Origin of the sequence: Zoogloea sp., from assembly GCF_017302315.1 — a bacterium.
Lineage (GTDB): Bacteria > Pseudomonadota > Gammaproteobacteria > Burkholderiales > Rhodocyclaceae > Zoogloea.
Window position 1 is genome coordinate 65135 of sequence record NZ_JAFLDT010000009.1, and the last position, 21624, is coordinate 86758.

Below are 21624 nucleotides of genomic sequence, written 5' to 3' on the forward strand. Positions count from 1 at the left end.
CCCGGATGGCTCAGGCCTTTTCGGCCCACTGTTTGAGGGTGACGTAGTCGATCTTGCCGGTACCCAGCAGGGGCAGGGCATCGACCGTGACGATCCGGCGGGGTACGGAAATTTCCGGCCAGCCGCCGCTGCGGGCCGCACTCTGGAGGTGTTCGCGACTCAGCTCGGGGTCGGTGGAAAACAACAGGATGGTCTCGCCCCGGGCAGGATCGGGCTGGGTGGAAGCGGCGTGGGCTGCAGTTGGCGATGCGGACGCCGCGAGTTTCTCGACGGCCTCCAGCGACACCATCTCACCAGCCACCTTGGCGAAGCGCTTGACCCGTCCGACGATCTTCACGAAGCCCTCGTCGCTCACTTCAACCACATCACCGGTCTCATACCAGCCATCGCCGGCCGGAGAGGCAGGCGCTTGCAGAACGCCCGGATTCTCAAACCGCAGGTAGCCCGACATGAGGTTGGGACCCTTCACATGCAACATGCCGCCCGCTGTAATCCCTGGAACTGGCACCAGCTGGTACTGGATGCCCGGGAGAAACTGACCGACCGTACCGCTACGGAAGGCCATGGGGGTGTTGACCGCCAGCACCGGCGCGGTTTCGGTGGCGCCGTAGCCCTCGAAGATGCGGATGCCGAACTTCTCGAACCACAGGTCACGCACGGGCGTGGCGAGCTTCTCGGCACCGGCAATCACGTAGCGCAGGCGATAGAAATCGTAGGGATGGGCAAATTTGGCATAGTTGCCCAGGAAGGTGCTGGTACCGAGCAGCACCGTGCAGTTGCGGTCGTAGGCCAGCTCGGGAATCACCCGGTAGTGGAGGGGAGAGGGGTAAAGAAAGACCCGCGCGCCGGACAGCACCGGCAGCAGGCCACCGGCCGTCAGGCCGAAGGAGTGGAACAGGGGAAGGGCGTTGAGGATCTTGTCATCAACGGAAAAATCGACCACTGCCCGAATCTGCGCCACATTGGCCAGCAAGGCCCTATGAGAGAGCACGACCCCCTTCGGTTTGCCTTCGGAGCCGGAGGTGAACAGCACCACCGCCGCGTCCTCCGGCGATCCGGCCGGTAGGGCAAGCCTGGGGAAGGGCAGTGCCCACAGCAGCAGCCAGAGGGTATCGGTGAAACGCATGGTGGCGCGCAGATCTTCAAGATAGATCAGGCGCACGCCCTGCAGGGCCGGGAGCTTGTCACCCAGCTTGGCCTGCTCGACAAAGGCCCGCGAGGTGACGATGCAACGGACTTGGGCCGCCGTGATTGCAGCCTGCATGCCCTCCACGCCGGCCGTGTAATTGAGCATGGCGGCCGTGCGCCCCTGCGCCGAGAGGCCGAAGATGAGTCCCAGCGTGGGTGCCAGATTGGGCAGCAGAAGACCGACCTTCTCGCCGGGCTGGCTTTCCCGGGCAACCAGACGTCCCAGGGCCAGGGCCATCTTGATCAGGTCGCGGTAGCTGTACTCGATCTGCTTGAGATCCTCCACCAGGGAATGACCATGGCCCTGGATGTCAGCTGCATCGAGCAGGGTGGTGAACAGGGTCTGATCCGGCCGGGTGGCGAAGATCATTTCCTGCATGAGGCGCCGCATGGCTTCGCCGGCCCGCCGCCGCCGATCGCGGGCGGTGGGTGCATCGGGCATGGGAATGTGCGTGGTGGGCAGGATCGACAGGCTGATCCGCGGAAAGAGCCGGCGTGGGACGTGCGCCGCAAGACGGGAGAAATAGGTGCGGGCGGCGCCGTCCATGCGCACCGGGAGAATGGTCGCACCTGTCTTGGCCGCCACGAAGGCCGGTCCGTCGTAGGTCTTCATCAGGCTGCCGGTGGTGGTGATGCGCCCTTCGGGGAAGATGACCACTGGCCGACCTCCTTCCAGCAGCCGGATCACCTTCTTCATGGCCATCGGGCTGGTCGGATCGACAGCCAGGTAATCCACCAGTGAGAGCAGGAGCCGGAAGGCCGGATTGCGCACGACTCCGGTATGCACCACGAAAACCGGGTCGAGGGGCAGAAAGAGGCCGAGCAGCAGGCCATCCAGGAAGGATTCATGGTTGGCGACGATGAGCAGTCGTCCGGTGCTGGCGGGGGGGTGCCCGCTTACCCTGACACGGAACATCAGGACGCTGAGCGCGCGCAGGACTGCCTTGATGAAGGATCGCATGAGAGTGCTTCGAAGAAAGTCAGAGATAAGTGTCGAGGTAGGCCGAAACCTTGCCGAAAGCGTCCTGCAGGAAAGACTTGTTCACGCGGAAATAAATCTCCTTACCCTCCCGCTCGGAAATCAGCACCCCGGCCTCCCGTAAGACCTTGAGATGGTGTGAGACAGTGGACCTGGCGAGGGTGGACACCTCGGCGATCTCGCCGACATTGAGTCGTTCGCCTGCCTCGAATGTCAGCAGGATGCGTTGCCGATGCTCATCGCCAAGTGCTGTAAAAACGGCGGAGATATCGCGCCATATTTCGGGAATGGCCCGGGAGTAATCGTTATTCATATCGATGATTGTCGATATGTTTATTGAGTCTGTCAAGCCGAAGTAACGCCGAACGTGACCTTGATGAGGACCTGTCCATTTTTGCTGCAGTGCCGCGGCGATTGACTTTGCTGCGGTTAACCCCTACTATCCACACGTTTTTCGTACGGCGGACGGCGCATTACCCGACGTGCCACGCAGAGAGCCAATGTTAAAAGCGGTATTCCTGCAGATAGGCGCGACAATTCTTGTGGCATTGGCCGCGGGATTGATTTCAGGGACGCGCGGTGCGTTGTCGGCGGCGTTGGGAGGCGCAGCCTGTGTTCTTCCCAATTTGTTGTTCGCCCTGCGCCTCAGCTTGGTATCCAAGCGGCCGGCTGCGTCGTACCCGCTTGAGTTTTTTGTTGGCGAGTTCTTTAAGATCGCGTCAACCGTAGGATTGTTGGCGACCGTTCGACTCGTGTATCCAGACGTCCATTGGTTGGCGTTGTTTATCGGGTTGGTCGTGGCGCTGAAGGCGAATTTATTTGCATTTTTGGTGAAGACCTGACCATGAGCACTGGCACCGAAGCACACGGCCCGACAGCGGGCGAATACATTGTCCACCACCTTACCCACCTGAACTCCACCGGTCATGCGCAAACCGCCATCATCGACTGGAGCGTGTGGAACCTGGACACCCTGTTCTTCTCCATCGGCCTGGGTATCGTCACCCTGCTGATCCTGACCAAAGCAGCCAGCAAAGCCACTTCCGGCGTTCCGGGTCGCTTCCAGGCTGCCATCGAAATCCTCGTCGAAATGGTTGCGGATCAGGCCAAGGGCATCGTGCATAGCGCCGAATCCCGCAAGTTTGTCGCTCCGGTGGCCCTTACCGTGTTCTTCTGGATCTTCCTGATGAACTCCATGGACTTCCTGCCCGTTGATCTGCTGCCCAAGATCTGGGCACTGATTTCCGGAAACGAACATGCCTACCTGCGCGTCGTGCCCACCGCCGACCTGAACGGCACCCTCGGCATGTCCATCGGCGTTCTGCTGATCTGCCTGTACTACAACATCAAGATCAAGGGCCTCGGTGGCTGGATTCACGAACTCTTCACCGCTCCCTTCGGATCCCATCCGCTGCTTTACCCGATCAACTTCCTGATGCAGATGATCGAGTTCCTTGCCAAGACCGTGTCCCACGGCATGCGACTGTTCGGCAACATGTACGCTGGCGAACTGGTGTTCATGCTGATTGCGCTGATGGGCGGGACTGCCACCGTGTTCGGTTTCCTCGGCCACATCGTCGCGGGCTCCATCTGGGCGGTCTTCCACATCCTGATCGTCGCCCTGCAGGCCTTCATCTTCATGATGCTGACCCTGGTGTACATCGGACAGGCCCACGAAAGCCACTAAGAAGTTTCAAGGTTTAAGCAGTCGTTTCGGTTTCAATTTAAATCATCTCAACTAAAGGAGTAGTCATGGAACACGTTCTCGGTTTTGTTGCTCTGGCCGCCGGTCTGATCATCGGTCTGGGTGCTATCGGCGCCTGTATCGGTATCGGCATCATGGGTAGCAAGTACCTGGAAGCATCCGCCCGTCAGCCCGAACTCATGAACGCCCTGCAGACCAAGATGTTCCTGCTGGCTGGTCTGATCGACGCTGCGTTCCTGATCGGCGTCGGTATCGCCATGATGTTTGCGTTCGCCAACCCGTTCAAGATCTGAGTTTCGCGGTCCAACCTGACTAAAGGAAGACTACCGTGAATCTGAACGCAACCCTGGTAGCCCAGCTCGTTGTGTTCTTCATTCTGGCGTGGGTCACGATGAAGTTCGTGTGGCCCCCCATTGTGAAGGCACTCGATGAGCGCGCGAAGAAGATCGCCGACGGGCTCGCGGCTGCGGACAAGGCGAAGAGCGATCTCGCTCATGCCGAGAAGAAAGTCGTTGAAGAGCTGCGCAAGGCCCGCGAGTCCGCTACGGACGTCCGTGCCTCTGCTGAAAAGCAGGCTGCAGTGTTCCTCGATGAAGCTCGCGCCGAAGCCGCCCGCATCATTGCCCAGGCCCGTGAAGCCGCTGAAGCCGAAGCTGGCGTCGCCGCCCAACGTGCCAAGGAAGCCCTGCGCGATCAGGTCGCCCATCTGGCTGTCGCCGGTGCCGAGAAGATCCTCCGCAAGGAGATCAACGCTCAGGCCCACGCCGACCTGCTGGCCAACCTGAAACAGGAACTTCAATAAGCCATGGCCGAGAACGTCACCATCGCACGCCCCTATGCTGAAGCGGCATTTCAGCTCGCTTCCGCGGGCAATGCGCTGGGGCCTTGGTCGGAAGCACTAGATCGGCTGGCGTGCATCGCCGCCGATCCGCAAATGGGGGATTGCATCAGCGATCCCAAGCTCCAGCCTGCACAATTGGCCGGGCTTTTCCTCGATGTCGCGGGAGCCGGACTGTCTGCCGAACAGCAGAACTATGTCCGCGTTCTTGTCGAAAACGAGCGTCTGCAAGTGCTTCCCGAGATCCGTGACCTGTTCGTTGCTCTCAAGAACGAACACGAAGGTGTCAAGGAGGCGAATATCGTCTCCGCCTTTCCGATGGACGATGCCACGCTGAAAGCACTCGTTGCCGACCTGGAAGCTCGCTTCAAGGCCAAGCTCAACGTGACTGTCAGCGTAGACCCCGAATTGATCGGTGGGGTCAAGATCGCCGTTGGGGATGAAGTCATCGACGCCTCGGTCCGCGGCAAGCTCGCGAACATGGCCGCCGCGCTAAAGAACTAGGAGCATAAGCTATGCAACTCAACCCCTCTGAAATCAGTGACCTGATCAAGAGTCGGATTCAGAACCTGCAGCTGTCCGCGAATGCCCGCACCGAGGGTACCGTGGTTTCAGTGACCGACGGTATCTGCCGTGTTCACGGCCTTTCCGATGCCATGCAGGGCGAAATGCTGGAATTCCCCGGCAACGTTTTTGGCCTCGCCATGAACCTCGAGCGCGACTCCGTCGGTGCCGTGGTTCTGGGTGAATACGAAGGCATCTCCGAAGGCGACACCGTGAAGTGCACGGGTCGCATTCTGGAAGTTCCGGTTGGTCCGGAACTGCTTGGTCGTGTGGTCAACTCCCTTGGCCAGCCGATCGACGGCAAGGGTCCGATCAACGCCAAGCTGTCCGAGCCGATCGAAAAGGTTGCTCCGGGCGTGATCTGGCGTAAGTCGGTGTCCCAGCCGGTGCAAACCGGTCTCAAGTCGGTCGACTCCATGGTCCCGGTCGGCCGTGGTCAGCGTGAGCTGATCATTGGTGACCGTCAGACCGGCAAGACCGCCGTCGCTGTTGATGCGATCATCAACCAAAAGGGCGAAGGCGTTCTGTGCATCTACGTGGCAGTCGGTCAGAAGGCCTCGACCGTTGCCAACGTGGTTCGCAAGCTCGAAGAGCACGGCGCGCTGGAATACACCATCGTCGTCGCTGCCACCGCTTCCGAGTCCGCCGCGATGCAATACATCGCTCCGTACTCCGGTTGCACCATGGGCGAGTACTTCCGCGATCGCGGTCAAGACGCCCTGATCGTTTATGACGATCTGACCAAGCAAGCCTGGGCCTACCGTCAGGTTTCCCTGCTGCTGCGTCGTCCCCCGGGCCGTGAAGCCTACCCCGGTGACGTGTTCTACCTGCACTCCCGTCTGCTTGAGCGCGCTGCTCGCGTGTCCGAGGATTACGTCGAGCAATTCACGAAGGGTGAAGTCAAGGGCAAGACCGGTTCGCTGACCGCTCTGCCGGTGATTGAAACCCAGGCCGGCGACGTGTCCGCGTTCGTGCCGACCAACGTTATCTCGATTACCGACGGTCAGATCTTCCTGGAAACCGACCTCTTCAACGCTGGTATCCGTCCCGCCATCAACGCGGGTATCTCGGTGTCCCGCGTGGGTGGTGCTGCCCAGACCAAGGTCATCAAGAACCTCGGCGGTGGCGTGCGTCTGGCGCTTGCCCAGTACCGTGAGCTGGCTGCGTTCGCGCAGTTCGCTTCCGACCTGGACGAAGCGACCCGCAAGCAGCTCGAGCGCGGCCGTCTCGTGACCGAACTGATGAAGCAGCCGCAGTATGCTCCGCTCAAGGTTTCGGAAATGGCGATCACGCTGTTCGCAGTCAATAAGGGTGCTTTCGACGACGTCGATGTCAAGCGTGCCCTGGCCTGCGAAACTGCGATGCACCAGTTCGTGAAGACCAAGGCTGCTGATCTTGTTGCCAAGATCGAGTCGAGCAAGGTTCTCGATGGAGAAGGCGAAAAGCAACTCGCTGCCGTCATCGAAGAATTCAAGAAGAGCTGGGCTTAACGCAGGCACACGGAGAGCGAAATGGCTAGCGGTAAAGAGATCCGTAACAAGATCAAGAGTGTGCAGAACACTAAAAAGATCACCAAGGCCATGGAGATGGTTGCTGCGTCCAAAATGCGGAAGGCTCAAGACCGCATGCGGGCAGCCCGTCCCTACGCCGAGAAGATCCGCCGTCTCGCCGCGAATCTGTCTGCAGCCAACATCACCGACTACAAGCATCCGTTCCTCGTCTCGAAGGACGATGTCAAGCGTGTTGGGCTGATCGTCGTAACGACCGATAAGGGTCTGTGCGGCGGCCTCAACACCAACACCTTGCGCACCGGGTTGAATGCGCTCAAGGATTGGGAAAGCAAGGGTGTCACCGACATTCGTGTGACCTGTATCGGCAACAAGGGGCTGGGTTTCATGCAGCGCCTGGGTGCCAAGGTCGTCTCGCATGTCACCCAGCTCGGGGATACCCCCCATCTGGAAAAGCTGATCGGGCCCGTCAAGGTCATGATCGACGCTTTCCAGAATGGTGAGCTGGACGAAGTGCACCTTGTCTACTCCCGCTTCGTCAATACGATGAAGCAGGAGTCCCAGCTTGAGCAGCTTCTCCCGCTGACCGGCGAGCGTCTCGGAACCCCCGAAGGGAACTGGGACTACCTCTACGAGCCGGATGCGCAGGTTGTGATCGACGAACTCCTGGTGCGCTATGTCGAAGCGCTGGTGTACCAGGCTGTCGCCGAGAACATGGCGTCCGAACAGAGTGCCCGGATGGTGGCGATGAAGGCAGCCTCCGACAACGCAGGAAGCGTGATCGGCGAACTCCAACTGGTCTACAACAAGACCCGTCAGGCCGCGATCACCAAGGAACTGTCAGAAATTGTCGGCGGCGCAGCCGCGGTGTAACGCTTTAACAAGTTTGGGGAAACGACGATGAGTCAAGGAACGATCGTTCAATGCATCGGCGCCGTGGTGGATGTGCAGTTCCCGCGCGACGCGATGCCCAAGATTTACGACGCCCTTACCCTGGAAGGTGCTGAACTGGTTCTTGAAGTTCAGCAGCAACTGGGCGACGGCGTTGTGCGTACCATTGCGCTGGGGTCTTCGGACGGCCTGCGTCGTGGCATGGTAGTTGCAAATACCGGCAAGGGTATTGCTGTGCCGGTTGGCCACGGCACCCTGGGCCGCATCATGGATGTGCTGGGTCGTCCGATCGACGAAGCCGGCCCGATCCAGTGTGACGAGCGTCGGGTTATTCACCAGAAGGCCCCGAAGTTCGACGAGCTGTCCCCGTCCGTGGATCTGCTCGAAACCGGCATCAAGGTTATCGATCTGATCTGCCCGTTCGCCAAGGGCGGCAAGGTCGGTCTGTTCGGTGGCGCCGGTGTGGGCAAGACCGTGAACATGATGGAGCTCATCAACAACATCGCCAAGCAGCACAGCGGTCTGTCGGTGTTTGCCGGCGTGGGCGAGCGTACCCGTGAAGGGAACGACTTCTACCACGAAATGAAGGACTCCAACGTTCTCGACAAGGTTGCGATGGTGTTCGGTCAGATGAACGAGCCCCCCGGCAACCGTCTGCGTGTGGCGCTGACCGGCCTGACCATGGCCGAGCGCTTCCGTGACGAAGGTCGTGACATCCTGTTCTTCGTGGATAACATCTACCGCTACACCCTGGCCGGTACCGAAGTGTCCGCGCTGCTGGGTCGTATGCCTTCCGCGGTGGGTTACCAGCCGACGCTGGCCGAAGAAATGGGCCGTCTGCAGGAGCGGATCACCTCCACCAAGGTGGGTTCGATCACCTCCATCCAGGCCGTGTATGTGCCTGCGGATGACTTGACCGACCCGTCTCCGGCGACCACCTTCCTCCACTTGGATTCGACCGTCGTGCTGTCGCGTGACATCGCCTCCCTGGGTATCTACCCGGCCGTGGATCCGCTCGACTCCACTTCCCGTCAGCTTGATCCGCTGGTGGTGGGTGAAGAGCACTACAACACCGCTCGCGGCGTTCAGCAGACCCTTCAGCGTTACAAGGAACTGCGCGACATCATCGCGATTCTGGGTATGGACGAACTTGCTCCGGAAGACAAGCTGCTTGTTTCCCGCGCTCGTAAGATCCAGCGTTTCCTTTCCCAGCCGTTCTTCGTGGCGGAAGTGTTTACCGGTTCTCCCGGCAAGTACGTCCCCCTGAAGGAAACGATCAAGGGCTTCAAGATGATCGTGGCTGGTGAGTGTGACCATCTGCCCGAGCAGGCCTTCTACATGGTCGGCCCGATTGAAGAGGCCTTCGAGAAAGCGAAGACCCTCTAATCATCGCGACCATCGTTCGGCGGTGCTCCTGTGAGCCCGCCGGATTGAGGAGGAAATAGCTATGGCAATGACCATTCATGTCGATATCGTCAGCGCGGAAGAGCAGATCTTCTCCGGTCTGGCCGAGTTCGTGGCTCTGCCCGGTGAATCCGGCGAGCTGGGTATTCTGCCGGGCCACATGCCGCTGATGACCCGGATCAAGCCGGGTGCCGTACGCGTCAAGGTCCAGAACCAGTCTGAAGAAGAAATGGTTTTTGTGGCCGGCGGCTTGCTCGAAGTTCAGCCCAACCTTGTGACGGTCCTGGCGGATACCGCCATCCGTGGCAAGGATCTGGACGAGGCCAAGGCACTGGATGCCAAGCGTCTCGCGGAAGAAGCCTTGCAGAACCAGGGTTCCGCCCTGGAGTACGCCAAGGCCCAATCCGAACTGGCTTCGGCGCTTGCGCAGATCGCAGCCATCAACAAGCTGAAGAAGCGCGGCCACTAAGCACGAACGGTTCGCTGTATTGCAAAAGGGGCACTCCGATTGGACTGCCCCTTTTGTATGCGGGTGCTGCTTCAGCGTGTTAACTTGAGCTTTTGTAGTCGCTTTTCGAGACGAGCCAAATCATCGCGCAGCTCGGAATTGGCACTCGCCAGATCTTCGAGGGCCTGTCGTTTGACCAGCACCGGCTGTTCCTCGCTTAGATACTCGGAAAGGTTCTCAACGACATTCTGCGCGATCTGTCGGTGCCAAGCAGCCACCTGGCGGACAATACCGGTGCTTCGATGGGCGGCGATATCACCAATCAGCCGCGACAAGGCTTCTTCCCCATCCCAGCGCAGTTTGCGCAGTACAAAACCCAGCGTATCTGCCAGATCGGCGTTGCCGCTGATGCGGATATCGGCCATCAGGGCGTCCGGTCCCCCAATCAGCTTGGGCAGACTGGCGAGGGGAAGCTCGAGGACGACGTCGGGTGTTGTCGTGGCTGACTCGGTAAAGTAGCCGTTGCCATCGATGCCCAACCCAAGCTCAAGGGGTTTAAGCACGAAAGTCGCGCTGCGATCAGCGAACGGGGCCAGTTTTTCCCGGGCCCACGGGGCATCGCCGAGAAGGTGGTTGAGGCCGGTGATGGCTGAGGAGGTGAGCATCCTGACTCCCTGACTCAGAGTTTGTAACCCCGATGCAGCGCGACCACGCCGGCGGTCATGTTGAAGTACTCGACCCGATCCAGACCCGCGCCTTCCATCAGTTCCTTTAGGGACTCCTGATCGGGATGCATGCGGATGCTCTCGGCCAGATAGCGATAACTGTCGGCGTCCTTGGCGACCTTCTCGCCCATCATTGGAAGCAACTTGAACGAATAGAAGTCGTAGGCCGGGGCCAGGGGCTTCCAGACCTTCGAAAACTCCAGTACCAGCAGGCGGCCACCGGGTTTGAGCACACGGCGCATCTCGGCGATCGCAATGTCCTTGTGGGTCATGTTGCGGAGACCAAACGCGACCGTCACCACGTCGAAATGGTTGTCGGGAAAAGGCAGCTTCTCGGCATCGCATTGGGCGACGGGCAGCAGGAAACCCTTGTCGACCACGCGATCACGGCCGCGGGAAAGCATTGCATGGTTGATGTCGGTGAGCCAGACCTGACCGGTCGGGCCCACTTTTTTCGCGAAGGCCAGGGACAGGTCGGCAGTACCGCCTGCGACATCAAGCACCCGGTCTCCGGCCCGAACGCCCGCAATCTGCACGGTGAAGGCTTTCCAAAGGCGATGCAGGCCGAAGGACATCAAGTCATTCATCACGTCGTAACTGGAGGCGACGGAGGAAAAGACACTTCTTACCTTGCCGGCCTTTTCGGATTCGGCAACCTTCTGGAAGCCGAAATGGGTGGTCTTGTCATTCATGTTCGTAAGGCGATCAGAGTCGATGGGGCGTCCCGTGGCGTGCGACGATCAATGAGGGTGACCGCAGCCACCGGGTGCGGGGGATGTGACAGCTGCTTGTTCGGCGGGATCACGGCTGCCGCCTGCTTCGGCAAGGCGCAGCAGGTAGGTCTGCCACAGATCGTCTTGGTTCTGACCGAGATCGTAGAGGTAATCCCACGAATACAGGCCGCTGTCGTGGCCATCCGAAAAGACCGGCTTGATGGCATAGTTGCCCACTGGCTCGACCCGGGTGATCTCCACGTCGCGCTTGCCGAGTTGCAGGACTTCCTGGCCGATTCCGTGACCGCGGACTTCCGCGGACGGGGAAAAGACCCGCAGGAACTCGAAACTGAATTCGAATCGCTGGCCGTCGTCGAAGGAAACTTCCATCAGACGCGAACGCTGATGCACCTTGATTTCGATGGGGACGGGATCGTCCTTGCGCAGGCCTGCCATGTTGGTGTCCGCCGTTGGAGAGAGTGATGGACGAATGATACTAGAAGGCGGCCGCACTGCTGGCCCGCAGCATGAGTCGGGTGCTGTTTCAAGGCCGTGACCTGTCATTAAACCTTCAAGTAGCTGCAATACACTGCAACGGTCATTTGCCAAACCGAGGTTTCCATGCCCGCCACCATCCTGCTTGTCGAAGACGAGCCCGCAATTCAGGAACTCATCGCCGCCAACCTGATGCGTGCGGGTCACCATGTCGTGCGTGCGACCGACGCAGAGACCGCCCAGCGAATCGTACGCGATGCCTTGCCGGATCTCATTCTTCTCGACTGGATGCTCCCCGGCATGTCCGGTGTCGAGTTTGCCCGTCGTCTTCGGAGCGAGGAGCGGACGCGCGGCATTCCGCTCATCATGCTCACCGCGCGGGGCGAGGAGCAGGACAAGGTTCTCGGACTGGAGTCCGGGGCCGACGATTACATCACCAAGCCTTTCTCTCCGCGTGAGCTTGTGGCGCGGATCAAGGCCGTGCTGCGCCGTCGGGCACCGGAGACGACCGAAGATCCTGTGGAACTGGGCGGTCTGCGCCTTGATCCGGCAACCCACAGGCTGGCGGCTGCCGGCAGTCCGGTCACCCTTGGCCCGACGGAGTTCCGCCTGCTTCATTTCCTGATGACCCACCCGGAACGCGTCCATTCGCGAGCCCAGTTGCTTGACCAAGTGTGGGGAGATCACGTCTTCGTGGAAGAGCGGACGGTGGACGTACACATCCGTCGTTTGCGCTGTGCCCTTGAGCCGAGCGGTCACGACAGTCTGGTGCAGACCGTGCGCGGCAGTGGCTATCGGTTCTCGACGCAGCAGGAATCAGTGACCCCCGTGCGATAATCAAAGGCTGGTTCAGTTTGCCTGAGGGGTGACGGTCATCCGGCCGATAAAATATATCTTTGTTGCAGCGTTTGCGTATCTGGCGCTCATCGTCGTTTTGGGACTGTTTGTCTGGGTCCTGCTCGGGCTCGTACCTGGGCTCCTGGTATTCTGTTCCGGGCTTCTGGTGGCTGGTGTCTACCATGTACGCAATCTGTACAAGCTGGTCTATTGGCTCAGGCTGCCCGTTGACGACGCTCCCCCGATGCCTCGGGCGATCGGCATGTGGGATTACATCTTTGCCGATCTGAACAGCCATGCCCGCAACGCCAGTCGTCGGCAGCAGCGCCTGACATTGGCGCTAGAACGTTTCCGGGAAGCCAGTCAGGCCATGCCCCATGGCCTGCTTTTCCTGTCCAACACGCATACCATCGAATGGGTGAATCGGCAGGGCGAGCAGCATTTTGGTCTGGAACAGGCGCGCGACCAGGGAACCCCGATCACCAATCTGGTCAGGCAGCCGGATTTTGTGCGATACCTTCAGGAAGGCCGCTATGAAGCACCGTTGACTCTGAGCATCGGGCGCCCGATCACCCGGACGCTGATGGTGCACGTGGTGCCGTTCAGCGAAGACATGCGCCTCCTCATGTCCGAAGACATCACTCAGGGAGAACGCCTGCAGGCGATGCGCCGTGATTTTGTGGCCAACGTGTCCCATGAGATGCGGACGCCCCTCACCGTCGTCAGCGGTTTTCTTGAAACCGTCATCGATGGGCTGGATGAACTGGATAAGGACGACATCCGTCATTATCTTGGCCTCGCTTCCGAGCAGGCCGGACGCATGCAGCGCCTGATCCAGGATCTTCTCACCCTGTCGGCGCTGGAAGTCGACGAGCCGATCCGGCACGAGGAGGCCGTCGATGTGGCGGCGCTTCTCGAGGAGGTAAAGCAGGAGGCACAGGTTGTATCTGGCGGCCGGCATGTCATCGAACTTGAATGTGGCACCCGCGCATGCCTGCTTGGAAACGCCAAGGAGCTCTACAGTGCCTTTACGAATCTGGCCATCAATGCCGTTCGCTATACGCCGGCGGGTGGGTCCATCCGCATCAGCTGGCGGCTGCGCGGCTCGGTGGTGGAATATTCAGTGAAGGACGATGGCATCGGGATCGCCCCGGAGCACATTCCCCGTCTGACCGAGCGCTTCTACCGGGTTGATCGGGGACGTTCCCGGGAAACCGGTGGTACCGGCCTTGGCCTGGCCATCGTAAAGCACGTGCTGAGTCGTCACCAAGGCGATCTGCTGATTGAAAGTGAGCCCGCCAAGGGCAGCACCTTCACTGCCTGCTTTCCGGCACGTCGCCTCGTGACCTGAGCGCAGTCAAGGTGTTCAGGTGGCAACCAACTCGTAAGTGGCCTGATCGAAGTTGGTTCCCCTCGCCACCAGCGTGGTAAGCCGAATCTGGCGCGGTTCGCCCGTGTGCAGTTCGAGCGTGCGATCGGCGTGGAACCAGCCGCCCGGCAGCACAATGGTTGCCGGAGCCCGCATCGCGGCGATCTCCGGTAACAGGAAGCCCTGGGCATAGGGTTCCTGCTTGCTGACGTTAACACCGGTTCCCCGCACGGCGACGGTGGTCGGAAGGCCTGCCAGCAGGTGGATTCCGGCCATCAGGGTGCCGTCGGGTTCATACATGAGCCAGCTCACCTGGCCGAGCAGATACTGGTTTCCGTCACCGGGCTTGATGCCCACCAACTGGTGATGCTCGATGCGCTGACCGGGGTGCTTGCGTTGCAGCCGGAAACCCGACACCGAATGATCAACGGTCGCCCATTCGTCAAGATGGAAGCCCCGCTGTCTTACTTCGGCCTCAGCGTCGATGATGGGCGGATCTTCGTCGTCGACCCGGGCACCGAAGGTGATGACGTTGAGGTCATGGCGGCTGTCCATGGTCTGGTGCCGGTTGGGCGAAACGAAATCACGCCCCGAGACAAGGAGACCGATGGCTTCCCAGTCGGTGCTGATCATGTTTCCGCCCTTCTTGCTGCGCCGGGGGAAACGCCGCCCGGCGGCAGACATGCCCCATGGCCGGTAAAGCGAAACCAGCAGTCGGGCACAGGCGGGCTGGGAACAGTCGTCACCGAGGCCGAGGGATGCAGGCGTGGTGCCCTGCTTGAACTCCGCCAGCATGGCCTTGATCTGGGCAGCCAGGCGATGGCCATCGAAGCGCCGCATGCCGGGCCGGCTGCCGATCAGGGCAATTGGCCGCAAGCCATGGTCCTCGGTCAGGTCAAGGCCGTAGGCGCGGGCGTCGTCCTTTTCCCATTCTCGCTGCATGATGCAGTAGGGGGCAAAGCGTTGGGCCCAGCGGCAGATCCAGTTGAGTTCGCGCTGGTTCCGGCCGTAGGGGTTGGTCAGGTCGATGAGCAGCAAGGCAATATAGGCCTCGTCCGGGCTCTGGGCTTTCCAGGTGTTGTTGAGGGGATCAATCACCCGGCTGTGAGCCACTCCCGTCCGCTCCGCTTCCAGGTAGGCCGCATGGACGGACTTCCAGGACCCTTGAGGTTCTGCCCGGTGGGCCCGGAAATACTCGATGATGACCTGCCCCAGATACTGGATGCGGCGCTGGGCCAGCAAGGGCCATTGGGCGCGGAACTCGTCGCTGCCGGCACCACTTTCACCCAGGCGGGCATAGGCAGTACTGAGGGCCGTCCATAGGCGTACCACCTGGCGCAGGGTGGCATCTTCCGCGCTGTCGGGGGGAAGGGGATGGGCCGCGTAGCGGGACGACATTTCGTGCTGCACGAAAGTGATGGTCTGGCGCGCCGACTCAAGGACCTCAAGCTGCTCTTCCGGCCCCAGGGGGCTGGCCAGCAGGCCTTCGAGCATGCGCACGAGGGTGGCATGACTCTCGGTGGCGTTGAGCGTGTGGAGATTCCTCAGCAGCTTGCGATACTGCTCCACGCTGCGCAGGTCGGTGTAATTCTGGGGGCTGTCCGTCATGGGGCTATCCTCGGGTTTCAGCCTGAAAGGTGCTCGGCAACGGCGTTGCGTATGGCCAGGGCGAGACGGGCATCGTCCACCTCGGGTGCGGGGGATGTGCCGCCCTTGCGCTGGGGTTGCCCCCACACGGGCTGGGGAAAGTGGCGGTCGTCAAGGTAGCGCGGGATAACATGCCAGTGCAGATGGGGAACCATGTTGCCAAAGCTTGCCAGATTGACTTTCTCCGGCCGGAAGCACTCCCGTACAGCCACTTCGACAGCCATCAGTATGTTGAAGCAGTGCCGCTGTTCTGCCGGGGAGAGATCGCTCATCTCTGCAACGTGCTCGGTCCAGATGAGCCGGCAATAGCCCGGGTAGTCCGGATCATTGACCCGAATCACGCGGCAGCTTGCATCGTGCCAGAGCACGTTCTCCCATTCGGGAAAACACAGGGGGCAGTCTTTCGGGGCGCTTGTCGGCATGAATGTTTCGACCCGGTTTGGCAACGTCCGGTGATTTTAGCCCGGATACATCGCAATTTCTCACTGGTGTCAGGATGTGACGTAATTCATAGAAATTGTAATTCGGGACAAATTTGGCATTCCTGTTCACACCGCTTCCCGAATGAATGGACGGGTGTGGGCAGGCCCTGCATCCACCGGCTCGCCGTCTTCCAGGAGCAGCAGCGTGCCCGGAGGGATGGTGGTCCATTCTTCGTTGTCCGTAAGTGGTGTGGTTGCCACGATGGCGACCCGGTCAGCGGGGGACGTCAGCTGGCGGAAGTCCACCGTGATGTCCTGGTCCTTGAGATGTGCCTCGTCAAAGGGGGCTTTGCGCACGATGTAGGTGAGCCGGGATGCGCAGTGGGCAAACAGGCAGGTGCCATTGGAAAGCAGGAAATTGAACTCTCCATGACGGCCGATATCAGCGGCGATGCGTCGAATCGCCGCGAAAAGTTCGACCCGAGGCGGTTCTCCGGCGGGAAACTCCCGGTTGAGGGTTTCCATCAGATGGCAGAATGCCAGCTCCGAATCGGTCTGCCCGACCGGTTGGAAATCGCCGCGCAGCACGGGTGCGAAATCCAGGAGGTTGCCGTTGTGGGCGAATACCCAATAGCGACCCCACAATTCCCTCTGGAAGGGGTGCGTGTTTTCAAGGCTGACGAAACCCTGGGTGGCCTTGCGGATATGGGCGATCACATTGAGGGAATGGATCGGGTAACTGCGCACCAGCTCGGCCACGGGCGAATGGGCACTGGCCTTCGGATCCAGGAAGACCCGCACGCCACGCCCCTCAAAGAACGCGATACCCCAGCCGTCGCCATGCACATCCGTCAGGCCCCCCCGGGCCTGGAAGCCGGCGAAGGAAAAACAGATGTCCGTCGGTGTATTGCAGTTCATCCCAAGTAGCTGGCACATGTTTCTATGGCATCCCTATGGCCGCTGACCGTTCCAGCGGTCAGAATTAAACCCTTTCCGCGTGCAGCCGTTAGGCATGCACCCGCGTCACTCCGGAATTTTCCCGTAAGGGACTCAGCATGACAAACGCCACCATAGCCGAATACGCTGACCGGATCGCTGCCGCAGGTCGCCTCCTGTCTGCCGCCAAGCGCATCCTTTTCATTACCGGGGCCGGCCTTTCCGCCGATTCGGGCCTTCCCACCTATCGGGGCGTCGGTGGCCTTTACGAGGGCGCCCTCACCGATGCGGGTCTGCCCATCGAGCAGGCCCTCTCGGGAGAGGTTTTCCGATCGCGACCCGACATCACCTGGCGCTACCTGTCCCAGATCGAATCCAGCTGCCGCGGTGCCCGGCCCAATGCCGGGCATTACGCGATTGCCCGACTTGAAGCGCTCCATGGCAAGGTCACCACCCTCACCCAGAATGTGGATGGTTTTCACCTGGAGGCGGGCTCCAGGGATGTCATCGAAATGCATGGCACCCTGCGTCGGCTGCGCTGCCTGGACTGTGGCCGGGTCCGTCAGGTGGACAACTACGCGGGCCTGTCGATTCCGCCGGAATGTCCCCATTGCGGGGGTGTGCTGCGGCCCGATGTGGTGCTGTTCGGCGAGAGCCTTCCCGACCAGGCCGTGCATCGTTTTCAGACTGTACTGGCGGCCGGCCCGGATCTGATCTTCACGGTCGGTACCGGCAGTGCCTTTCCCTATATTGCGGGGCCGGTCTTGTGGGCCTTGGAAAACGGTGTCCCGACCATCGAGATCAACCCGGGAAGCACGCCGGTCAGCGAGCGGGTGGATGTTCGCCTGCGCCTGCGTGCAGCCGAAGCCCTTCCGGCCATTCTGGATGCGGCCGGCTATTCCCTGGACAGTGGTCGCGACGCCTGAGAGGGTGTGAATAACTCGACTGCGCAGTCCGATTTCGCCCCTGCGATGCTTACCGTACCCTTGTACGGCTGCGTTTCTCGGCGCGAACTCGAACCGCTCGCGACGGTTTCTTCACATCCTCTGAGAGCCCACTGCTGCAACAGCCCGATGGTTGTTTCGCTGCAGCGCCGCAAAGCCTAGAATCGTGAGTTTTCTTTGCCCGGCTCCCGGCATGGATCTACCTCGCCTACTTGCCCAGCTCGACGACACCCTCCTGGGCGAGCTGTTCTCTGCCAGCGCCCTCAATCGCGCCAGGACTTACGTGGGCAGGGTGCGTCACATCGAGATGGCCGGCAACCAGCTTCAGGCCCAGGTGCAGGGGACCGAAGCGGTCCCCTACCGGGTCACGGTGCGGATCGAACGGCGGGAGTTCTTCGGTCAGAGCAGCATTGAGCTGGCCACCCGCTGCACCTGCCCTGTCGGCAACCGCTGCAAGCATGCCGCCGCCCTCATTCTCGCTGCCCGCCGGCCGGGTGCCCTGGTGGACAAGCCCCGTGCCGAAGTTCTCGCCTGGGCGCGGGGCCTGCGTGAGCGGATCGACAAGGCGGGCAAGGCCAGGAAGGCCGCGGCACCCAAGGAAGCCATCTTCTACCTGTGTTCGGTGATCAGCCTGCCCACGGGTGACGAGATGGAGTTCAGCCTGCTCAAGGCCAAGGTGGGTGCCGATGGGGGGCTCAGCAGTGTGGCCGCGGAGTGGTCCAACTACGAGCAGGCGCTGCTGCGTCCGCCCGCCTTCGTGCGCGACGAAGACCTCAATGTGTTCCGTCTGTTGCGCGAGGCCAACCGGCGCACCGGCGGGTATGGCTGGCCCCACCTCAGCGGCACGTCCGGCCTGACGCTGCTGGAAGCGGCGTTGGCCACCGGCCGAGCCTACCTGGAGGCGGATGGCAGTGGCCGGGTTTCGCCCCTGCGCGGCGGGTCGTCCCGCGCGGGTGCCCTGGAATGGGTGCCGGGCGCCAACGGTATCAAGGCGCGGGTGGTCACCGAACCGGCCGCCGCCCTGGTAATCCGCACCGATCCCCTGGCCTACGTGGACACGGTACAAGGGGAGGTTGGCCGGGTCATGCTTGAGGATGGAGCCGTGATCGGCGAACTGCTGACCCTGCCACCCCTTGCCCCGGCCGAACTGCCGGTGATCGCCAACGCCCTGGCCGAGGTGGCGCCGGCCCTGCCCTCGCCCCAGGGGCAACGCGCCGCCGAACTCCCCCTGGTGTCACTCCCCTGTCGCCCCGTCCTCAGTTTGGCCTCCCTTTTCTGTTGGAGCTGGCGCAAGCACCGGGGCTACGAGGCTGATTTCGGTGGCCATGAGTACGACGTGGCCACCCCCGTGTTCACCTATGGCGACGCCCGTTTCGAACCCGGTGCCACCAGTGAGCTGGCCAGTCTGCCCGATGGTCGTGCCGTCCGCGTGCAGCGTGACCTCGCCACCGAGGAGGCCGCCTGGAAGGCCTTTCTGCGCGTTGGTTTCCAGCCCCTCAAGCGCGGCTGGCTGATCAGTCCCGGTACCGTTGCGGAAGGTTTCTACGGTCTCGAGAGCGAAGCCCACTGGATTCACTTCTTCTCCCTGGTCGCCCCCGAGCTGCGTGCTGCCGGCTGGCACATCGATTGCCCCAAGGACTTCCGCCACCGGGTGCTGCTGGCCAGTGGCTGGGAGGTCAAGGTCGAGGAAAGCGACGAAGGCTGGTTCGAAGTGTCCCTCGGGGTCGAGGTGGAGGGGCGTCGGGTGGATCTGGCGCCCATGCTCCACGCCGTCTTCCGCCAGGATCCGCGCTGGCTCGACCCCAAGCAGATCGACGGGATTCCCGACAGCGCCCAGGTGGTGGTGCAGCTTGAGGATGGTGATCGCGTGGCCCTGGCGGCCGAGCGCGTAAAGCCCATTGCTCGCAATCTGGTGGACCTCTTCGACACCCCTTCCAGCACCCTCAAGGTGTCCCGATTCGACGCCCCGCGCCTGGCGGACGTGCTTGGAGACGGCTGGCGCGCCGAAGGCCTGGCAAGCCTCGAAAACTGGATCCAGCGTATCCGTGGTGTCGGGCAGATCAAGGCCGTGGCCGCACCCAAGGGCTTTGCCCTTGATCTGCGCCCCTACCAGCTCGACGGTCTGGCCTGGCTCCAGCACCTGCGCAAGCACGAGCTGGGTGGCATCCTGGCCGACGACATGGGCCTCGGCAAGACCGCCCAGACCCTCGCCCACCTGCTTACCGAAAAGCGTGGTCGGCGCCTGGGCAAGCCGGCCCTGGTGGTGCTGCCCACCTCCCTGGTGTTCAACTGGCAGCGGGAGGCCGAACGCTTCGCCCCCGACCTGAAAGTGCTCAGCCTGCGCGGTGCGGGCCGGGCCGAGGCCTTCGCCAAGATCCCCGAGCACGACGTCTGCCTCACCACCTACCCGCTGCTGTGGCGTGACCGGGAGCAACTGGCCGCCCACGAATACCACTCCCTGATCCTCGACGAAGCCCAGACCGTCAAGAACGCCGCCAGCCAGGCTGCCCAGGTGGTGCGCACCCTCAAGGCAAAGCACCGCCTGTGCCTCACCGGTACGCCCCTCGAGAACCACCTGGGTGAGCTGTGGAGCCAGTTCGACTTCCTGCTGCCGGGTTTTCTGGGGGACCAGAAGGACTTCACCGCCCGCTGGCGCACCCCGGTCGAGAAGCATGGCGACACCGTGCGCCGGGATCTGCTGGCCCGCCGCATCGCCCCCTTCATCCTGCGCCGGCGCAAGGAAGAGGTGGCCACCGAGCTGCCGCCCAAGACCATCGTCGTGCGCAGTGTCGAGCTCGAAGGCCGTCAGCGCGACCTCTACGAGACCGTGCGCGCCTCCATGGACCAGCGGGTCCGCGACGAGATCGCCGCCCGGGGCTTCGCGCGCAGCCAGATCGTCATCCTCGACGCCCTGCTCAAGCTGCGCCAGGTGTGCTGCGACCCGCGCCTCATCAAGACCGACGCCGCTGCCAAGGTGAAGGAGCGGGCCAAGCTCGACCTGCTCATGGACATGCTGCCGGAGCTGGTGGAGGAGGGCCGCAAGGTGCTGCTGTTCTCCCAGTTCACCGGCATGCTCGGCCTCATCGCCGCCGAACTCACCACCCGGCGCATCGACTACGTGACCCTCACCGGCGACACCCAGGACCGGGAGGCTCCGATCCGCCAGTTCCAGGACGGGGAGGTGCCGGTCTTCCTGATCAGCCTGAAGGCCGGCGGCGTCGGGCTAAACCTCACCGCCGCCGACACGGTGATCCACTACGACCCCTGGTGGAACCCGGCCGTCGAGAACCAGGCCACCGACCGGGCCCACCGCCTGGGGCAGAAGAAGGCGGTGTTCGTCTACAAGCTGGTGGTGGCCGGGTCGATTGAAGAGAAGATCCTCGGCCTGCAGGAAAAAAAGGCCGAACTCGCCGCCGGCATCCTCGAAGAGGATCACCAGGGCACGGTCAAGTTCGGCGAAGACGACATCCGCGCCCTGCTTGCGCCGCTGCCCCCGGTAGCGGGCGAGGCCGACGGGGCGCCGAAGAAGCGCGGACGCCCCGCCAAGGCCTGAAACCCGCGCTCAGCGGGTGATGATCTCGCGATGCATCGGGGCCAGTTTGGCCAGCAGCTTGTTCTGGGCCCGGAAGGGAACGCCCTGCGCATCCATGGCCTTCTGCAGATCTTCCACAAGTGCATTGAAATCCGCCTCGCGAATGCCCAGCCCGGCGTGCAGCGGCCCCATCGGGGCACCGCCGTAGGTGCAGGGGCCTTCAAGGACGGCGCAGATCTGATCCACCAACTGGGCCTTGACCCGGGCCTGGTCGGCCTTCTCGAAAAAGGGGCGGGTGCGCGGATCGGCCAGCAGCCTGAGCATGAAGTCATCCATGATCTTCACCAGCCCCGGTTTTTCACCGAAGGCCTGGAAGGTGGACAGATCCGGTTCTGCGTGACCGGCCGCGGGAAGGGCCATGGCGGCACAGGTGGCAACAACGGTAATGAAATGGCGGGTTTTCATCGGGGTGCTCCTCG

The 21624-nt window shown here is 61.8% G+C and carries 22 protein-coding genes; 13 read left to right on the plus strand and 9 right to left on the minus strand.

The genetic code is table 11. The annotated features are described in order from the left end of the window. Positions 1–10: 10 nt before the first annotated feature. Positions 11–2149: a bifunctional acyl-ACP--phospholipid O-acyltransferase/long-chain-fatty-acid--ACP ligase gene (gene aas / locus J0L98_RS05140; RefSeq protein WP_296410469.1), complete on the minus strand. Its 2139-nt coding sequence runs from the start codon at positions 2147–2149 to the stop codon at positions 11–13. 19 nt (positions 2150–2168) lie between these two features. After that, positions 2169–2480 (minus strand): metalloregulator ArsR/SmtB family transcription factor, encoded by a 312-nt coding sequence (locus J0L98_RS05145; protein WP_296410470.1) that lies wholly within the window; start codon positions 2478–2480, stop codon positions 2169–2171. A gap of 187 nt (positions 2481–2667) precedes the next feature. Between J0L98_RS05145 and J0L98_RS05150 the strand changes: the two genes are divergently transcribed. From J0L98_RS05150 to J0L98_RS05190, 9 genes are all read left to right on the plus strand, one after another. Continuing rightward, positions 2668–3009, plus strand: a complete 342-nt coding sequence (locus J0L98_RS05150) for an ATP synthase subunit I (RefSeq protein ID WP_296407679.1) — start codon at positions 2668–2670, stop codon at positions 3007–3009. Between the two features lie 2 nt (positions 3010–3011). Further along, the gene (gene atpB / locus J0L98_RS05155; protein WP_296410471.1) at positions 3012–3854 is read left to right on the plus strand and encodes a F0F1 ATP synthase subunit A; all 843 of its coding nucleotides are present in this window, start codon (positions 3012–3014) and stop codon (positions 3852–3854) included. Between the two features lie 65 nt (positions 3855–3919). Then, on the plus strand, positions 3920–4165 hold the full coding sequence (gene atpE, locus J0L98_RS05160; protein WP_079434620.1) for a F0F1 ATP synthase subunit C: 246 nt from the start codon (positions 3920–3922) through the stop codon (positions 4163–4165). Positions 4166–4200: 35 nt separating this feature from the next. Then, entirely contained in the window at positions 4201–4674 is a 474-nt protein-coding gene (locus J0L98_RS05165) for a F0F1 ATP synthase subunit B (RefSeq protein WP_296407674.1), read from the plus strand. 3 nt (positions 4675–4677) lie between these two features. After that, a complete protein-coding gene (locus J0L98_RS05170; RefSeq protein WP_296410473.1) occupies positions 4678–5214 on the plus strand; it encodes a F0F1 ATP synthase subunit delta in 537 nt (178 codons plus the stop codon). A gap of 11 nt (positions 5215–5225) precedes the next feature. After that, positions 5226–6764, plus strand: a complete 1539-nt coding sequence (gene atpA, locus J0L98_RS05175) for a F0F1 ATP synthase subunit alpha (protein WP_296410474.1) — start codon at positions 5226–5228, stop codon at positions 6762–6764. Between the two features lie 21 nt (positions 6765–6785). Next, entirely contained in the window at positions 6786–7655 is an 870-nt protein-coding gene (atpG, locus tag J0L98_RS05180) for a F0F1 ATP synthase subunit gamma (protein WP_296407667.1), read from the plus strand. Between the two features lie 27 nt (positions 7656–7682). Further along, a complete protein-coding gene (atpD, locus tag J0L98_RS05185; protein WP_296410475.1) occupies positions 7683–9059 on the plus strand; it encodes a F0F1 ATP synthase subunit beta in 1377 nt (458 codons plus the stop codon). A 61-nt stretch (positions 9060–9120) separates the two neighbouring features. Next, entirely contained in the window at positions 9121–9546 is a 426-nt protein-coding gene (locus J0L98_RS05190; RefSeq protein ID WP_296407663.1) for a F0F1 ATP synthase subunit epsilon, read from the plus strand. A 71-nt stretch (positions 9547–9617) separates the two neighbouring features. Here the strand turns inward: J0L98_RS05190 and J0L98_RS05195 are convergent, their stop codons facing one another. Genes J0L98_RS05195 through J0L98_RS05205 form a run of 3 tightly spaced genes read right to left on the minus strand, consistent with a single transcriptional unit; the run spans position 9618 to position 11419 of the window. Then, positions 9618–10190 carry an SCP2 sterol-binding domain-containing protein gene (locus tag J0L98_RS05195; protein ID WP_296410476.1) on the minus strand — a complete coding sequence of 191 codons (573 nt, stop codon included), beginning with the start codon at positions 10188–10190 and terminating at the stop codon, positions 9618–9620. A 14-nt stretch (positions 10191–10204) separates the two neighbouring features. Continuing rightward, complete coding sequence (gene ubiE, locus J0L98_RS05200) at positions 10205–10942, minus strand: bifunctional demethylmenaquinone methyltransferase/2-methoxy-6-polyprenyl-1,4-benzoquinol methylase UbiE (RefSeq protein ID WP_296407659.1); 738 nt, start codon at positions 10940–10942, stop codon at positions 10205–10207. A 48-nt stretch (positions 10943–10990) separates the two neighbouring features. Further along, positions 10991–11419, minus strand: coding sequence for a DUF971 domain-containing protein (locus tag J0L98_RS05205; RefSeq protein ID WP_296410477.1), 429 nt, complete (start codon positions 11417–11419; stop codon positions 10991–10993). A gap of 165 nt (positions 11420–11584) precedes the next feature. On the opposite strand from J0L98_RS05205, the gene phoB reads away from it, so the two are divergent. Next, positions 11585–12295, plus strand: a complete 711-nt coding sequence (gene phoB, locus J0L98_RS05210) for a phosphate regulon transcriptional regulator PhoB (RefSeq protein WP_296410478.1) — start codon at positions 11585–11587, stop codon at positions 12293–12295. Positions 12296–12323: 28 nt separating this feature from the next. After that, positions 12324–13646: a phosphate regulon sensor histidine kinase PhoR gene (phoR, locus tag J0L98_RS05215; protein ID WP_296410479.1), complete on the plus strand. Its 1323-nt coding sequence runs from the start codon at positions 12324–12326 to the stop codon at positions 13644–13646. Between the two features lie 15 nt (positions 13647–13661). On the opposite strand, the gene J0L98_RS05220 is transcribed toward phoR, so the two are convergent. The 3 genes from J0L98_RS05220 to J0L98_RS05230 form a co-directional block, all read right to left on the minus strand. Further along, a complete protein-coding gene (locus tag J0L98_RS05220) occupies positions 13662–15272 on the minus strand; it encodes a hypothetical protein (protein ID WP_296410480.1) in 1611 nt (536 codons plus the stop codon). Positions 15273–15289: 17 nt separating this feature from the next. Beyond that, positions 15290–15733 (minus strand): HIT family protein, encoded by a 444-nt coding sequence (locus tag J0L98_RS05225; RefSeq protein WP_296410481.1) that lies wholly within the window; start codon positions 15731–15733, stop codon positions 15290–15292. 126 nt (positions 15734–15859) lie between these two features. Beyond that, positions 15860–16669, minus strand: a complete 810-nt coding sequence (locus J0L98_RS05230) for a class II glutamine amidotransferase (RefSeq protein WP_296410482.1) — start codon at positions 16667–16669, stop codon at positions 15860–15862. 119 nt (positions 16670–16788) lie between these two features. On the opposite strand from J0L98_RS05230, the gene J0L98_RS05235 reads away from it, so the two are divergent. Further along, positions 16789–17595, plus strand: coding sequence for an NAD-dependent deacylase (locus J0L98_RS05235; protein ID WP_296407645.1), 807 nt, complete (start codon positions 16789–16791; stop codon positions 17593–17595). A gap of 211 nt (positions 17596–17806) precedes the next feature. After that, complete coding sequence (locus J0L98_RS05240; RefSeq protein WP_296410483.1) at positions 17807–21166, plus strand: DEAD/DEAH box helicase; 3360 nt, start codon at positions 17807–17809, stop codon at positions 21164–21166. 9 nt (positions 21167–21175) lie between these two features. On the opposite strand, the gene J0L98_RS05245 is transcribed toward J0L98_RS05240, so the two are convergent. Further along, on the minus strand, positions 21176–21610 hold the full coding sequence (locus J0L98_RS05245; protein WP_296410484.1) for a group 1 truncated hemoglobin: 435 nt from the start codon (positions 21608–21610) through the stop codon (positions 21176–21178). Positions 21611–21624 lie beyond the last annotated feature (14 nt).

Bases quoted from the DNA above. Each gene is read 5' to 3' on its own strand.
- atpD (WP_296410475.1), top strand. From the start codon at position 7,683: ATGAGTCAAGGAACGATCGTTCAATGCATCGGCGCCGTGGTGGATGTG.
- phoB (WP_296410478.1), top strand. From the start codon at position 11,585: ATGCCCGCCACCATCCTGCTTGTCGAAGACGAGCCCGCAATTCAGGAA.
- J0L98_RS05245 (WP_296410484.1), bottom strand. From the start codon at position 21,610: ATGAAAACCCGCCATTTCATTACCGTTGTTGCCACCTGTGCCGCCATG.
- J0L98_RS05230 (WP_296410482.1), bottom strand. From the start codon at position 16,669: ATGTGCCAGCTACTTGGGATGAACTGCAATACACCGACGGACATCTGT.
- J0L98_RS05235 (WP_296407645.1), top strand. From the start codon at position 16,789: ATGACAAACGCCACCATAGCCGAATACGCTGACCGGATCGCTGCCGCA.
- atpG (WP_296407667.1), top strand. From the start codon at position 6,786: ATGGCTAGCGGTAAAGAGATCCGTAACAAGATCAAGAGTGTGCAGAAC.
- J0L98_RS05220 (WP_296410480.1), bottom strand. From the start codon at position 15,272: ATGACGGACAGCCCCCAGAATTACACCGACCTGCGCAGCGTGGAGCAG.
- J0L98_RS05240 (WP_296410483.1), top strand. From the start codon at position 17,807: ATGGATCTACCTCGCCTACTTGCCCAGCTCGACGACACCCTCCTGGGC.
- atpA (WP_296410474.1), top strand. From the start codon at position 5,226: ATGCAACTCAACCCCTCTGAAATCAGTGACCTGATCAAGAGTCGGATT.
- atpB (WP_296410471.1), top strand. From the start codon at position 3,012: ATGAGCACTGGCACCGAAGCACACGGCCCGACAGCGGGCGAATACATT.
- aas (WP_296410469.1), bottom strand. From the start codon at position 2,149: ATGCGATCCTTCATCAAGGCAGTCCTGCGCGCGCTCAGCGTCCTGATG.
- J0L98_RS05190 (WP_296407663.1), top strand. From the start codon at position 9,121: ATGGCAATGACCATTCATGTCGATATCGTCAGCGCGGAAGAGCAGATC.
- J0L98_RS05145 (WP_296410470.1), bottom strand. From the start codon at position 2,480: ATGAATAACGATTACTCCCGGGCCATTCCCGAAATATGGCGCGATATC.
- J0L98_RS05170 (WP_296410473.1), top strand. From the start codon at position 4,678: ATGGCCGAGAACGTCACCATCGCACGCCCCTATGCTGAAGCGGCATTT.
- ubiE (WP_296407659.1), bottom strand. From the start codon at position 10,942: ATGAATGACAAGACCACCCATTTCGGCTTCCAGAAGGTTGCCGAATCC.
- J0L98_RS05150 (WP_296407679.1), top strand. From the start codon at position 2,668: ATGTTAAAAGCGGTATTCCTGCAGATAGGCGCGACAATTCTTGTGGCA.
- J0L98_RS05205 (WP_296410477.1), bottom strand. From the start codon at position 11,419: ATGGCAGGCCTGCGCAAGGACGATCCCGTCCCCATCGAAATCAAGGTG.
- atpE (WP_079434620.1), top strand. From the start codon at position 3,920: ATGGAACACGTTCTCGGTTTTGTTGCTCTGGCCGCCGGTCTGATCATC.
- J0L98_RS05195 (WP_296410476.1), bottom strand. From the start codon at position 10,190: ATGCTCACCTCCTCAGCCATCACCGGCCTCAACCACCTTCTCGGCGAT.
- J0L98_RS05225 (WP_296410481.1), bottom strand. From the start codon at position 15,733: ATGCCGACAAGCGCCCCGAAAGACTGCCCCCTGTGTTTTCCCGAATGG.